The 12,892-nt window shown below is 70.3% G+C and carries 13 protein-coding genes; 5 read left to right on the top strand and 8 right to left on the bottom strand.

Features of this window, described 5'->3' with window-relative positions; translation table 11 throughout:
- Nucleotides 1-7: 7 nt before the first annotated feature.
- Nucleotides 8-1,231 carry a cation:proton antiporter gene (locus tag NV348_RS29275; protein ID WP_447149734.1) on the bottom strand — a complete coding sequence of 408 codons (1,224 nt, stop codon included), beginning with the start codon at nucleotides 1,229-1,231 and terminating at the stop codon, nucleotides 8-10.
- 120 nt (nucleotides 1,232-1,351) lie between these two features.
- On the opposite strand from NV348_RS29275, the gene NV348_RS29270 reads away from it, so the two are divergent.
- Nucleotides 1,352-2,032, top strand: coding sequence for a hypothetical protein (locus NV348_RS29270; RefSeq protein WP_447149733.1), 681 nt, complete (start codon nucleotides 1,352-1,354; stop codon nucleotides 2,030-2,032).
- A 21-nt stretch (nucleotides 2,033-2,053) separates the two neighbouring features.
- On the opposite strand, the gene NV348_RS29265 is transcribed toward NV348_RS29270, so the two are convergent.
- Nucleotides 2,054-2,761: an ArsR/SmtB family transcription factor gene (locus tag NV348_RS29265; RefSeq protein WP_447149732.1), complete on the bottom strand. Its 708-nt coding sequence runs from the start codon at nucleotides 2,759-2,761 to the stop codon at nucleotides 2,054-2,056.
- Between the two features lie 64 nt (nucleotides 2,762-2,825).
- On the opposite strand from NV348_RS29265, the gene NV348_RS29260 reads away from it, so the two are divergent.
- Together NV348_RS29260 and NV348_RS29255 are read left to right on the top strand one after the other, a co-directional pair.
- Nucleotides 2,826-3,032: a hypothetical protein gene (locus NV348_RS29260; protein WP_447149731.1), complete on the top strand. Its 207-nt coding sequence runs from the start codon at nucleotides 2,826-2,828 to the stop codon at nucleotides 3,030-3,032.
- A gap of 9 nt (nucleotides 3,033-3,041) precedes the next feature.
- Nucleotides 3,042-3,818 carry an isocitrate lyase/PEP mutase family protein gene (locus tag NV348_RS29255; protein WP_447149730.1) on the top strand — a complete coding sequence of 259 codons (777 nt, stop codon included), beginning with the start codon at nucleotides 3,042-3,044 and terminating at the stop codon, nucleotides 3,816-3,818.
- 96 nt (nucleotides 3,819-3,914) lie between these two features.
- Here NV348_RS29255 and NV348_RS29250 read toward each other — a convergent pair whose 3' ends face one another.
- Both NV348_RS29250 and NV348_RS29245 read right to left on the bottom strand, forming a co-directional pair.
- Nucleotides 3,915-5,549, bottom strand: coding sequence for a DHA2 family efflux MFS transporter permease subunit (locus tag NV348_RS29250; RefSeq protein ID WP_447149729.1), 1,635 nt, complete (start codon nucleotides 5,547-5,549; stop codon nucleotides 3,915-3,917).
- Nucleotides 5,550-5,689: 140 nt separating this feature from the next.
- Nucleotides 5,690-6,181, bottom strand: a complete 492-nt coding sequence (locus NV348_RS29245) for a pyridoxamine 5'-phosphate oxidase family protein (RefSeq protein ID WP_447149728.1) — start codon at nucleotides 6,179-6,181, stop codon at nucleotides 5,690-5,692.
- A 63-nt stretch (nucleotides 6,182-6,244) separates the two neighbouring features.
- Here NV348_RS29245 and NV348_RS29240 point away from each other — a divergent pair, with 63 nt between their 5' ends.
- Nucleotides 6,245-7,219 carry a helix-turn-helix transcriptional regulator gene (locus tag NV348_RS29240; protein WP_447149727.1) on the top strand — a complete coding sequence of 325 codons (975 nt, stop codon included), beginning with the start codon at nucleotides 6,245-6,247 and terminating at the stop codon, nucleotides 7,217-7,219.
- Between the two features lie 206 nt (nucleotides 7,220-7,425).
- On the opposite strand, the gene NV348_RS29235 is transcribed toward NV348_RS29240, so the two are convergent.
- A complete protein-coding gene (locus tag NV348_RS29235; protein WP_447149726.1) occupies nucleotides 7,426-8,523 on the bottom strand; it encodes an FAD-dependent oxidoreductase in 1,098 nt (365 codons plus the stop codon).
- Between the two features lie 100 nt (nucleotides 8,524-8,623).
- Between NV348_RS29235 and NV348_RS29230 the strand changes: the two genes are divergently transcribed.
- Entirely contained in the window at nucleotides 8,624-9,175 is a 552-nt protein-coding gene (locus NV348_RS29230; RefSeq protein ID WP_447149725.1) for a TetR/AcrR family transcriptional regulator, read from the top strand.
- Here the strand turns inward: NV348_RS29230 and NV348_RS29225 are convergent.
- The 3 genes from NV348_RS29225 to NV348_RS29215 are packed head-to-tail and all read right to left on the bottom strand — an operon-like array spanning nucleotide 9,168 to nucleotide 12,888.
- Nucleotides 9,168-10,622, bottom strand: a complete 1,455-nt coding sequence (locus tag NV348_RS29225; RefSeq protein WP_447149724.1) for a GntP family permease — start codon at nucleotides 10,620-10,622, stop codon at nucleotides 9,168-9,170. The genes NV348_RS29230 and NV348_RS29225 overlap by 8 nt on opposite strands.
- Nucleotides 10,623-10,633: 11 nt before the next feature.
- On the bottom strand, nucleotides 10,634-11,275 hold the full coding sequence (locus tag NV348_RS29220) for a bifunctional 4-hydroxy-2-oxoglutarate aldolase/2-dehydro-3-deoxy-phosphogluconate aldolase (protein WP_447149723.1): 642 nt from the start codon (nucleotides 11,273-11,275) through the stop codon (nucleotides 10,634-10,636).
- Nucleotides 11,272-12,888, bottom strand: coding sequence for an N-acyl-D-amino-acid deacylase family protein (locus NV348_RS29215; protein WP_447151177.1), 1,617 nt, complete (start codon nucleotides 12,886-12,888; stop codon nucleotides 11,272-11,274). Before NV348_RS29215 ends, NV348_RS29220 begins: the two co-directional genes overlap by 4 nt.
- Nucleotides 12,889-12,892 lie beyond the last annotated feature (4 nt).

The following is a 12,892-nucleotide window of genomic DNA, read 5'->3' as shown; positions in this document are numbered from 1 at the left end:
TGCAAGCTCATTCATGAGCAGGTGCGGTCACGAGCGGCGCCTTACCCCCGATCAGCCGCGCTACCAGCGGAAACAGTAGAACCGTCGTCGCACCGGCGGCGACCAGGACCGAGGCGGTATCCGCCGTCATCAGCTCCGTCGACACGGCCACCTGGGTGACGGCGACGATGATCGGCAGGCCGGTGGCCGCGAACAGGGCGAGCTGGGCGCGCTCGTGCGGCGACTCCAGATTGCGCCCGTGCGGGACGAACCGCTCGCTCAACCACACCGGCAGCCCGCGCGCGACGGCGATGGCGGCCACGAACGACACCCACAGCAGCGGCCTGCTCGCCACCGCGGACATATCGATCGCCATGCCCGACACCACGAAGAACACCGGGATCAGCAGCCCGTAGCCGATGGTCTCGAGCTGCTCGTCGACCCGCGGGTGGCCGGCGGCGATGAGCCGGCGCAGCACCATGCCCGCGGCGAACGCGCCGAGCACCACGTCCAGGTCGAAGCGTTCGGCCACCACCATGAGCACCAGCAGCAGCAGGATCGACCCGCGCACCGGCAGCTGGGAGGTGCCGCCGTCCATCTTGGCCAGCGCAGCCCCGAGGTCGGGGATACGGCCGAACAGCCGTATCGGGATTACCCCGACCAGCAGCGCCGCCAGGACGAACAAGGCCAGCACCGCCAGCGCGGCGCCGACATTGTGGCTGCTCAGCAGTACCGACATGGCCACGATCGGGCCCAGTTCGCCGACCGCGCCGTGCGCGAGCACCGCCCGGCCCAGCGCGGTGTCGAGCAGCCCGGCCTGCTTGATGATCGGCAGCAGGGTGCCCAGCGCGGTGGAGGTCATCGCGATGGCGACGGCGATGTGATTGGTCGTCGATTCACCGCTCGCCAGCACGGCGACCAGGCCGAACGCGAAGACGAGACCGGCCAGCCACACCAGCCAGGCGACCCGGCCGGACTTGCCGCCGAGCAGCTCGGGGTCCAGTTCGTAGCCCGCGAGCAGGAACAGCATGCCGAGGCCGAGTTCCTTGATGAGGTCGACACCGCCGTCCGCGGTGGCCCAGCCGAGCGCGAACGGCCCGAGGATCGTGCCCGCCACGAGCAGGATCACCACATCCGGCACGAACCCCCGCAGCGCCCGCGACAGCAGCGGCGCCAGCACCGCGACGAGCGCGATCCAGAACAGCGAGACGATCGGCGACGGGGCGTCCACGGCGGCGGCGAGCAGCTCCATGCGCCTCATCGTGGCACAGCGGCCCGGCCGATCCGGCACACCTCGCTGGCCGTCAAGCCGCGAATCGGAACACCCGCGACTGTCGATCCGGCGGCGGCCCGTTCGCCCAGGAGAGGAACCGTGGATGGGCCGTTCCTGCTGATCGTCGAGGCGCAGGGGCGTCCGGAATCCCGCAAACCCGCGGCGTGGTCGTATTACCTGTCGTTCTTGATCGCGAAGTACGAGCTGCCGGTCGTGCTGGCTGTCGTGTGCCGTGACCATGCCACCGCGACGTGGGCCGCCGGGCCGCTCCGGCTCGGCCACGACCGGTGGACCTGCCTGTCGGTGTCGCCGATCGTGCTCGGGCCGCACAATGTCCCGGCCGTCCTCGACGTCGACACCGCGCGTCACGACCTGCCGCTGGCGGCCCTGTCCGCCATCACCCACGCTCGCCAACCCCACATCGGTGCGAAACTGGAGTCCGTGGCCGAGGCCTTCCGGCAAGCCGGAGACCAGGACGAGACCCAGCTGTTCATCGAGCTCGTCTATCACGGCCTCGGCCGGACCACAGCGGGCACGACCTGGAAGGAACTCATGGACGCCGATCTCTCGTACTTCCGCGGACCCCTTGCTCAGGCACTGCGTGAAGAAGGGCTGGATGAGGGCCGAGCCAAAGATGTGCTGCTCATCCTTCGACATCGCGGAGTTCATGTTCCGGAGGATGCCGCCGAACGCATCGCAGCATGCCGAGACCAGCACATCTTCGACGTATGGATGCGTCGGGCGCTGGAGATCTCCAGGGTAGAGGCCCTGTTCGACTGAGCGTTTCGGCCGAAGTGCCCGTCAGCGTAGGTCGGCGGGGTCGATGCCGAGGGTTGTCGTCAAGCCGGTTACTCCGGTAGGAGTGACGCGGATGGCGCGGCCCGTTCCCGACGGGGTGATCCAGCCGAGTGTCAGGAGGCGGCGGTGGAGGAGGACCGCGGCGGGGCCGCCCAGGTGCGTGCGGCGTTCGGTCCAGTCGAGGCAGGGGCGGGTCAGGGGGCGGCGGGAGCGGGCGAGGGTGGGCTCGTCGATGCCGAGGGTGGTGGTCAGCCAGGTGGTGCCCGCGGGGGTCAGGGCGTGGGCGTTGCCGGGGTCGAGGAGGGCTCGGCGGGCCATGGCATCGGTGATGGTGACGCCGAGGCGGCCGGCGAGATGGTTGTAGCAGGTGCGGCCGCGGGCCAGGGCCGCGTCGGCGGTCGCGGCGCGCAGGTTCTTCGGCGGGGTGGGGGCCGGATCGAGTTCGGCCAGTAGGGTTTCCAGAAGCTGGGCGATGGCGGGGCTCGCCAGTTCGACGTAGCGGTGCCTGCCCTGCTTGCGCTCGGTGATCACGCCAGCGGCGCACAGCCGGTCCAGGTGTGCGGTGGCGGTGGAGGGGGCGACACCGGTCAGGCGGGCCAGTTCGCCTGCGGTCCAGGCGCGACCATCCAGCAGGGCCAGGCACATGTGGGCTCTGGTCCGGTCGGCGAGGACGGCGGCCCAGTCGGCGAGGGCGGCGGCGCGGGCGGGCATCTCCCCATCATGCGCCGCGATTGTTCGGCGGCCACCGAAATGTCGCGGGCTTACCGTCGGTGCCGTGATCATGGCGACGACACCTCCACTGCGCTCCACCCGACGCGTGGTCGACGGCACGGTCACCGAACTCGACCTACGCCACCCCGGACTCGGCTTCGGCGCGGGACCGCATCGCTGCCCAGGGAGCGCCCACGCCCTCGCGATCGCCGGCGGCGTTCTGGCGGCGATGCCACAACCGGGCAGCCCGGCGGTCGAGGTGGATTCCTGATCGCGACCGATGTCCTTTCACGCGCTGCATCACAGCGACCACCCCCTCGTGCTGCCGAACGCCTGGGACTACACCTCGGCCGCGCTACTGGTCGACGCGGGCTTCCCCGCCGTCGCCACAACCAGTCTCGGCGTCGCCGCGGCCGCAGGTCTGCCGGACGGCACAGCGGCATCGGCCGACGAGACCTTCGCTCTCGCAGCACGATTGACGCGGCTACCGGTGCCGGTGAGCGTCGATGTCGAAGCCGGATTCGCCGACGAGCCCGATGCGGTCGCCGACTATGTCGCACGCTTGGCCGATCTCGGTGTCGCGGGCATCAACATCGAGGACGGCCGCGACAACACCACACTGGCCGCACCCGAGACGCACGCCGAGCTCATTCACGCGATCAAGTCACGCGCACCGACGCTGTTCGTCAACGCCCGCATCGACACCCATTGGTTCGGCATCGACCGCGAGTCGACGCTGATCCGCGCCGAGCGGTACGCGGCGGCGGGCGCCGACGGATTGTTCGTTCCCGGCGTCACCGACCCCGCCACCCTCACCGCGCTGGTCGGCGCGACCCCGCTGCCGCTGAACACTCTCTACTCACCCACCGGCCCGGATATAGACACGCTGGCAGCGCTGGGCGTCCGCCGGATCAGCACCGGATCGGCGCTCTACCGCGCCGCTCTCGGAGCGGCGATCGGCGTGGCTCGCACGCTCCGCGGCGACACCGGTGACGTGGCGACCGTCCCCGACTACCGGCAGGTCCAGGCCCTGCTTGCGGTGGCCGACACTCGGTAGCCGGTGCCGCCCGCCACCGCCGAACGCCCGTCGAGCGCGTGATCGCGACCACCATGCGCGACGAGCTGATCCTTGCGCGACTGCCCTGACGACACGCTAGTCCTTGCGCGACCGCGCGTTGAGCGCTGTTGCGCTGACCAGCCCGAGCGCCAGGAACCCGGCCGCGACGAGCAGCGCGATCCGGGTCGCGTCGGCGAATCCTTCCGACAGCGCCGAAGTCACCTCGGGCCCGGTCTGGCCGAACGTGCCGTCGTCCCCCTGCGCGCGGATCCCTGAGATCGTGCCGCCCGCGGAGTCCCTGGTCGCGGTGACCAGCTGTTCCTGCGCAGGCGGCGGCACCGCGGTGACCGGTTCGAGACTGGCGGTGAGGTTCTGCGCCAGCGAGATCGAGAGCACGGCGCCCAGAACGGCCGACCCGAGTGCGGCGCCGAGCTGGCGCACGGTGCTCTGGGTGGCCGAGCCCTGCCCGGATTTCTCGGTGGGGATGTCGGCGAGCACCGTCCCGGTCAGTTGCGCCGAGGCCAGCCCGAGACCGGCGCCGTAGATCGCCAGCAGCACCGCCAGCAGCCACGGCGACACCGTGGCGGACAGCACGAACGCCACCACCGCCACGCCGACGGCTTCGAGCGCCAAGCCGATGATCACGGTCCGTGGCGCGCCGAACGCGGCGGCGACGTGCCGGGCCGCGGCCCCGGAGGCGAACGCGCCCAGCGCCATCGCGGCCAGCACCAGACCCGCGCCCATCGTGGTCAGGCCGAGCGCGTTCACCAGGAACAGCGGCAGCACCAGCAGCAGACCGAATTCGCCGATCGCCACGGTGAGCGCCGTCAGGTTGCCCCAGCTGAACGTCGGCACCGCGAACAGGGTCAGGTCGAGGATCGCGGAGCGGTGGCTGCCGCGGGCGCGGTGCCGCTCCCACACCACGAACAGCACCAGGCAGAGCACACCGATCGCGCCGACGACCGGGACCACCGAGACCGGCGCGTCCGGGGGCCACTCGAACCCGAACACGCTGAACGGGGCGATCGGCGTCCACCAGCCCAGACTCTGCCCCTCGATCAGGGCGAAGATGACACCGCCGAAGCCGATCGCGCTGAGCAGCAGCCCATCCACGTCGAGACCCGGCTCGGTGATGGTCGCGCGGGTCTCGCGCACCGCGAACAGCGCGCCGACGATCACGGCGATCCCGATCGGGATGTTCACGAGGAAGATCCACGGCCAGGTGAAGTAGGTGGTCAGCCAGCCGCCGAGCAGCGGGCCGACCGCCGCCATGCCGGAGATCACCGCGCCCCACACCGCGAACGCGACGATCCGGTCCTTGCCACGGAAGGTCGCGTTCACGCTGGACAGGGTCGTCGGGAGCACGAAGGCGCCACCGACACCTTGGATGACACGGGCGATGATGAGCGAGGTCGCGTCGGTGGCGAGCGCGGCGAAGACGCTGCCGGTGAGGAACACCAGCACGCCGACGATGAACATGGTGCGCCGACCGAGCCGGTCACCGAGCCGTCCCGCGGTGAGCAGCAGGGCGGCGAACACCACCGAGTAGACGCTGTTGACCCATTGGGCGTCGGTCAGGTCGAGATCGAGGTCGGCGATGATCACCGGCAGCGCGACGCCGACGATGGTGCCGTCGACCACGATCATGGACAGCCCCGCCGCGAGCACCCCGAGCCCGATCCAGGCGCGCCGGTCGGCTCTCGGTTCCGCGTCGGCCGACTCTGCGGTCATGGGTGCCCCTTCCACGTCGACAGCCGGTGCCGAACGGCGCCGCCACGATTCCATCACCGGCCGCCGCCCGTTGCCGTCGCGCAATGCCGAGGCGGCACCGAATTTCCTCCTTTCGATGGATTCGCCCGCGTGGTGGTGATTCAGTCCTTGCGAACGACCCTCTCGCCGGCGCCCGGCTTCCACACCGTGATGTTCAGGTGGTCGTCGTCGACCTCGACGGTCGAGGCGCCGGTGAGATCGGCGACGTAGAAGTGGTCGAACTGCTGGCCGCGGATGTCGAACCCGCTGTCGTCGAAGAGCTGCTGGGCGAAGCGGGCGTGGACGGCTTCGTCGCGCAGGTCGGTGACGGCGCCGAACAGTTTGGCGTCACCGTCGGCGACGTTGGTGTCGACGGTGGCGGTGTGCAGGCAGAAGCGAGGGTCGCGGGCGAGGTCGTCGAATTTCCTGGTGTGCGGCATGCCGACCAGGACCAGCATGTCCTCGAAGACCATCGGCTCGATCGGGCTGATCCGCGGTGATCCGTCGGCGCGCACGGTACCGAGCATGCACAGGTTGCCGGTCGCCTGGTGCCTGCGCAGGAACAGGGCGGAGATTCGCGGTGCTTCTTCGGTGAACTGGCTCCACGTGGTCATAGGTCGAACAGTACGACCGAATCTTGCCATCCCCTGTCAGGTTTTCCGGCTAGTCTCGAGAACATGCGAGCGAGCAGGCTGGTGCAGCTGCTGCTCCTGTTGCAGACCAACGGCGGGGCGACCGCGACCGAGCTGGCACGGGAGCTGGAGGTGTCGGTGCGCACGGTGTACCGCGATGTCGAGGCACTCTCGGCAGCGGGCGTTCCGGTGTACAGCGAACCGGGGCGCGGTGGTGGCGTCCGGCTGATCGATGGGTACCGGACCCGGCTGACCGGTCTGACCTCCGGCGAGGCCGACGCGGTCCTGCTGGCCGGATTGCCCGGTGCCGCCGCCGACCTCGGGCTCGGCACCGTGCTGGCCACCGCCCAGCTGAAGATGCTGGCCGCGCTGCCGCCCGAACTGCGCGGCCGCGCCACCCGCATCGCCGAACGCGTCCACATCGATATGCCCGGGTGGTTCCACCGCCCGGACGACACCCCCACGCTGGCAGCGGTCGCCGACGCGCTGTGGCACGACCGCCGCCTGGCGATCAGCTACCGGCGCCGCGACAAGACCGTCGAGCGCACGATCGATCCGCTCGGCCTGGTCATGAAGGCGGGCACCTGGTACCTGGTCGCCCGCGAGGGCAGCGACACCCGCTCCTACCGGGCGAGCCGCATCGTCTCCGCCGAACCCACCGGCGAATCCTTCACCCGCCCCGCCGATTTCGACCTCACCGCGCACTGGTCGGCATCGGCGGACGAGTTCGCCCGTTCCATCCTGCGGGTCCGGGCGCGGTGTCGCGTCTCGGCCGACCAGCTGAGCCTGCTGCGCTTGATGAACGACCCGGCGGCGGTCCGCGAAGCGCTTGCCTCCGCGGGCCCACCGGACGACACCGGCTGGGTCGACATCACCATCCCCGGTGAGTCCTACGACATCCTCGCTCACGCCCTGCTCCCCCTCGGCGCCCACCTCGAAGTCCTCGGCCCACCCGAACTCCGCGCGACCATGGCCACCACCGCGGCCGCCATGCACGCCCGCTACCACGCATCGACCTGACCGCCGTCCGCGTCCCCGCATGCGGGAACGACGCGGAACCGAACGCACCCAGCGAGATCCCTACCCTCTGGCCGCAGCGCCGACCGGCACGAGTCGCCTCGTTTCTGCCGGAGCGGACGCGTCGGTCCGCGCCTTCGTTTGCTCGATCGGTTGAGGGTCACCAGGCCGACCACGGGGAAGTCCGAAACACGCTCTCGTGCACGGGGTCAGCACGTCCAGTCGAGAATCTCGCCCATCGCACGCAACGGGACGGACGCCGGCGTGAGCCGAAGTGCGGCGTCTCGCAAGGCGACCACCGGGGCCGCGGAGAGCTGGCCGATGGTGCCGATGCGGGCCGAGCGGGCGGCGATCATCCGGGTCCGGGGACGGCGTTCCCGGTCGTAGCGGGTCAGGCCGTCGGGTTCGGCGGCCAGGCGGGCCAGCACCACCGCGTCCTCGAGCGCCTGGCAGCCGCCCTGGCCGAGGTTCGGCGTCATGGCGTGGGCGGCGTCGCCGATCAGGGCGATGCGGCCCACGGTGAACGACGGGAGAGCGGGAATGTCGTAGATGTCGTTGTGCAGCACCGTGTTCGCGTCGGCGGCGGCCAGCAGCGCGGGGATCGGGTGATGCCAGCCGGCGAAGCGGGCGCGAACCTCGGCGAAAGTGCCCGGCGCGTGTTCGGGCGCGTTGTAGACGGCGAAGCAGTAGACGCGACCGTCGGCGAGCGGAGCCATCCCGAAACGTGCTCCGCGACCCCAGGTCTCACCGAACTCGGTCAGTTTCTCCGGCGGGTCGACCACCGCACGCCAGGCGGTGTACCCGGCGTATCGAGCCCGCACCTGGCCACAGACCGCGCGCCGGACCACACTGTGGATGCCGTCCGCGCCCACGACCAGATCCGCGGTCGACACCCCCACGGAGTGGACCACCGATCCGCCGGGTTCCGCCGCCGACACCGAGATATCCGGCCGCACCGCGTTATCGGGGAGCGCGGCGCGCAGGACGTCGAGCAACGCGGCGCGGTGGATCACCACCGGAGCGCCGAAGCGCTCGCGCAGCGTCGCCACATCGGTGCGCGCGAGCCACCGGCCCCGCGCATCGCGGATGCCGGCCGACGCGTCCTCGATCGCCTGCGCCCGCACCGCGGCCCCGACGCCGAGCGCGTCGAGTGCCCGCAGGGCGTTGGACCACAACGAGATTCCCGACCCGACCTCGGCGATCTCCGGCGACCGCTCCAGCACTTCGACCGACCAGCCCCGCCGCGTCAACGCCAGCGCGGTGGCCAGTCCCCCGATGCCACCCCCGACGACAATCGCTGTGGACATCGCGCTCTCCCCTCGTTGCAGGTACCGGCTCACCGTACTACTTCTGTAGTGAAAGACACTACTCCTGTAGTGTTCGACACTACGGGCGTAGTATCGTCGAGTGGGCACGAAACGCGAACAGATTCTCGACGCCGCTATCGATGTACTGGGCACGCGCGGGCCACGAGCCCTGACCCATCGCGCGGCCGACGAGGCGGCGGGCGTCCCCAGCGGATCGGCCTCCAACTACTTCCGCACCCGCGAAGCCCTGCTGATCGGCGTCACCGAACGGCTCGAGGATCGCGACCGCACCGACTGGGAGACGCTGAACCGCCTGCTCGGGCCCGCCACGGTCGAGCACCTCGTCGAAGGTCTCGCCCTGTTCGTCCTGCACGCCACCGGACCCGATCGGACCCGGACCCTGGCCCGGTTCGCGCTGTTCAGCGAGGCTCAGACGATGCCCGCGCTGCACGAGTCACTGCAGCGCGGGCATCGTCGGCTCCGGGAATGGGCGATCGAGATGGCGGCGCGGGTCGGGATCGCCGCCGGGGACACGGCGATCCTGGTCGACTATCTCGACGGAGTCGTCGTGCACCGGCTCGGCGGCGCGGGGACCGAGACCGATCCCCGCGCCGCGATCGGCCGATTGGTCGGCGCGCTGACCGTCAGCTGACCACGGCGAACAGCAACGCCGCCACCGCGAAACTCACCACCGACAGGATGGTTTCGAGGACGGTCCAGGTCTGCAGCGTCTGCTTCACGGTCATGTTGAAGTACTTCGAGATGATCCAGAAACCACCGTCGTTGACGTGGCTGAGGACGATCGAACCGGCCGCGATCGCCATCGCGATCAGGGCGATCGACATCTGCGAGTAGCCCTGGTCGGTCACCAGTGGCGCGACGATGCCGCCGGTGGTGACGATGGCGACCGTCGCCGAACCCTGGGCGATCCGCAGCCCACAGCTGATCAGGTAGGCGAGCACGATCACGGGCAGACCGGCCGCGGACATGGTGTCGGCGAGCGCAGTGCCGATGCCGGTGGCGGAGATGACCTTGCCGAAGAACGCGCCCGCGCCGACCACCAGCAGCACCATGCCGACCGGCTTGAGCGATTCGGCGGTGATGGTGCTCAGTTCCTGCACCGTCGAGCCGCGCCGGATACCGAGCAGGTAGAACGCCACCAGCACGGTGATGAGCAGCGCGACCGCGGGTGTGCCGAAGAAGGTGAGCACCTGCAGCAGGGCCGAATCCTTGTCCAGCAGTTGGTAACCGAAGGTCGCGCCGAGGATCAGCACCAGCGGAATCGCGATGATCGCCCCGATCAGGGCCACCGAGGGCGGCGACTTCACGATGACGGCCGTGCCGCCGGAACCTTCGACGGAACCTTCCGCACCGTCACCCGAGCGTGCCCCGTTGGGCTCGAGCGGCACGAATTCGGCGGGCACCGCGACCTGCACACGATTGCCGATCCAGGTACCCCACACGATGCCCGCGGCGAGGAAACCCGGGATGCCACAGACGAATCCCATGATGATCAGCCAGCCCAGGCTCACCCCGAGCAGACCGCCCAGCGCGACCGGACCGGGGTGCGGCGGCAGGAAGGCGTGCGTCATGGACAGACCGGCCAGCATCGGCATGGCATAGAGCACCAGCGAGCGCCCGCCGCGCTTGGCCGCGACGTAGACCAGCGGCGCCAGGACGAAGATGCCGATGTCGAAGAAGACGGGAATGCCGAAGATGAGGCCGAGCAGGCCCATCGCGACGGGAGCGCCCTTCTCGCCGAACGTCTTCAGCAGTTTGTCGGTGAGAACGTCGGCACCACCGGATCGTTCGAGGATCGCGCCGAGCACGGTGCCGAGACCGATGATGACGGCGATGTGCCCGAGGATGCCGCCGAAGCCGGTCTCCAGTAGTGACTCACCGGCTTTCAATGGTGTGCCGACGAGCTGAGAGACCGGGAGTCCCGCGGCCAGCGCCAGCAACAGACCGGTCAGCAGCAGCGCGACGAACGGCTCCAGTTTGACCTTGATGATGGCGATGAGCAGTACGGCGATCGCGAGACCGCACAGCACCAGCAACCCGGGGGTGGTGGTGCGCAACCAGTCGACAGTGGCGCCCATGGGGATACCTCTCAATCAAGCGAATGGACGAAGCGTGCGGCTTTGGAGCCGATGTGGGACCAGCGCGAACTCGCTACGTCCAGTGGGGCGACCACCTCGGTGCCCGCGGTGACGGCGATCGCTCCCGCCTGCAGGAAATCGCGGGCGTTGTGGGTGTTGACGCCGCCGGAGGGGATCAGGAACACGTGCGGGAACGGACCGAGCAGATCCTTCAGATAGGCGGGGCCGAGCGCGCGCGCCGGGAAGATCTTGACCGCGGCCGCGCCCATCTCGACGGCCGCGAGCACCTCCGACGGGGTGAACGCCCCCATCACGACCGGGATGCCGTGCGCGATGGCGACGTCGGCCACCTCGGGCCGCAGCGCGGGCGTCACCAGGAACTTCGCGCCCACCTCGATCGCGGCCTCGGCCTGATCACGCGTGGTCACGGTGCCCACGCCGACCACGGCGGCGCTCGCCGCCGAGGCCTTGCGGACGGCGTCGAGCACGCCGAGGGTGGTGAAGGTGAGCTCGACGGCGCGGATGCCCGCACCGGCCAGTGCTTCGGCGAGCGCGACCGGGTCGGGGATGGCGGGTGCGCGCACCACGGTGAGCGCACGGTCGGCGCGGATCACCGCCAGCGCCTCGGACGACGAGCTCTGCAGCGGGTTCATCGGGTCTCCTCTCGCTTGGCATCCATCCGCAGCGCGCGACCGGCACGCGCTCCGGTCGCACTGCCGTTCTCCACCGCGAATTCGCCGTTGACCAGCACATGCTGGATGCCGATTGCCTGTTGTCGGGGATGCTCGAACGTCGCCGTGTCGTGGATCGTCGCCGGATCGAAGACGACCAGGTCCGCGGCGAGACCGGGGCGGATCAGGCCGCGCTCGGCCAGTCGCAGCCGGGCGGCGGGCCTGCCGGTGAGGTGGTGCACGCACTCCTCCAGCCCGAGGATGCCCAGCTCACGGACGTAGCGGGACAGGTAGCGCGGGAAGGTGCCCCAGGCGCGCGGATGCGGCCGGGCCCCGACGAGCAGACCGTCGCTACCGCCCATGTGGCCCGCGTCGACCATGATCGCGCGCACGTTCTCCTCGTGGCCGACGTGCTGCAGGATCGTGGTCGCCAGCTGGTCGCGGCGCAGCAGATCGAAGAAGACCTCGACCGGCGCCCGGTTCTCGTCGTCGGCGATCTGCTCGATGGTGCGTCCGACGTAGGCCGACAGCGTGTCGTCGCCGACGCCGCTGATCTGGATCGTCTCCCATTCGACGGTGACGCCGTGGCATCCGTCGGACCCGTTGACGTTCACGTCCGCGGTGATCCGGGCGCGTTCCGCGGCGTCGTCGAGCCGGGCCAGCGCCGCATCGGGCCCACCCGACATCGCCCAGCTCGGCAGCAGCGCCGACAGCGTGGTCGAGCCGGGCAGGTACGGATAGGTGTCGAGGGTGATGTCGCAGCCGTCGGCGCGGGCCTGGGCGACCATCGTGAGGAAGTCCGGTGCGCGGCCGCGGTTCACGCCGAAATTCATGGTGGCGTGGGTCAGGTGCAGCGCGCAGCCGGTGACCTTCGCCAGGCCCATCATCTCCGCGTAGGCCGCCAGCGCGCCCGCGCCGTAGGAGCGGGTGTGCGGCGCGTAGAAGCCGCCGTAGGAGGCGACGACCGCGCACAGCGCGGCGAGTTCGCCGGTGTCGGCGTACATCCCGGGGGTGTAGGTGAGCCCGCTGGACATGCCGACCGCGCCCTCGTCGAGCCCCTGCGCCAGCAGCGCGCACATCCGGTCGATCTCGGCGGTGGTGGCCGGGCGCTGGTCGGTGCCGACGACGAGCAACCGCAGCGTGCCCTGCGGCACCAGGTAGGCGGCGTTGGGCGTGATGCCCTGGTCGAGCCGGTCCAGGTACTCCCCGACGGTGCGCCAGGAGAAGTCGAAGTCGCCCGGGTTGCCGTTCCAGCCGGCGATCTGCTTGCGCACCACCGCGAGCGCGGCGTCGTCGATCGGCGCGTAGGACAGGCCGTCCTGGCCGATCACCTCGGTGGTGACGCCCTGGGTGATCTTCGGGAAGTGGTCGGGGTGGGTCAGCAGGTAGAGGTCCGAATGCGCGTGCATGTCGATGAAGCCGGGACACAGCACCGAACCCTGGTGCGCTGCAACCACTCTCGCGGTGGTGGCGTCGATCGATCCCGGCGCCGACACCTCGGCGATGCGCCCGGCGCGGACCAGGACGTCGCCGCGGCGGCGCGGGTCGCCGGTGCCGTCGACGATGTCGATATCACGAAACAGCAAGTCGGTCATGGTC

This window comes from Nocardia fodinahabitans (assembly GCF_052983615.1).
Note: the sequence above shows the minus strand (reverse complement) of the source record. Positions and strands in the feature narration are given on the sequence as shown.

What these genes read in the sequence shown, in the direction of transcription:
- NV348_RS29275 (WP_447149734.1), bottom strand. Translation starts at nt 1,231, where the DNA reads ATGGAGCTGCTCGCCGCCGCCGTGGACGCCCCGTCGCCGATCGTCTCG.
- NV348_RS29265 (WP_447149732.1), bottom strand. Translation starts at nt 2,761, where the DNA reads ATGCCCGCCCGCGCCGCCGCCCTCGCCGACTGGGCCGCCGTCCTCGCC.
- NV348_RS29255 (WP_447149730.1), top strand. Translation starts at nt 3,042, where the DNA reads ATGTCCTTTCACGCGCTGCATCACAGCGACCACCCCCTCGTGCTGCCG.
- NV348_RS29250 (WP_447149729.1), bottom strand. Translation starts at nt 5,549, where the DNA reads ATGACCGCAGAGTCGGCCGACGCGGAACCGAGAGCCGACCGGCGCGCC.
- NV348_RS29245 (WP_447149728.1), bottom strand. Translation starts at nt 6,181, where the DNA reads ATGACCACGTGGAGCCAGTTCACCGAAGAAGCACCGCGAATCTCCGCC.
- NV348_RS29240 (WP_447149727.1), top strand. Translation starts at nt 6,245, where the DNA reads ATGCGAGCGAGCAGGCTGGTGCAGCTGCTGCTCCTGTTGCAGACCAAC.
- NV348_RS29235 (WP_447149726.1), bottom strand. Translation starts at nt 8,523, where the DNA reads ATGTCCACAGCGATTGTCGTCGGGGGTGGCATCGGGGGACTGGCCACC.
- NV348_RS29225 (WP_447149724.1), bottom strand. Translation starts at nt 10,622, where the DNA reads ATGGGCGCCACTGTCGACTGGTTGCGCACCACCACCCCCGGGTTGCTG.
- NV348_RS29220 (WP_447149723.1), bottom strand. Translation starts at nt 11,275, where the DNA reads ATGAACCCGCTGCAGAGCTCGTCGTCCGAGGCGCTGGCGGTGATCCGC.
- NV348_RS29215 (WP_447151177.1), bottom strand. Translation starts at nt 12,888, where the DNA reads ATGACCGACTTGCTGTTTCGTGATATCGACATCGTCGACGGCACCGGC.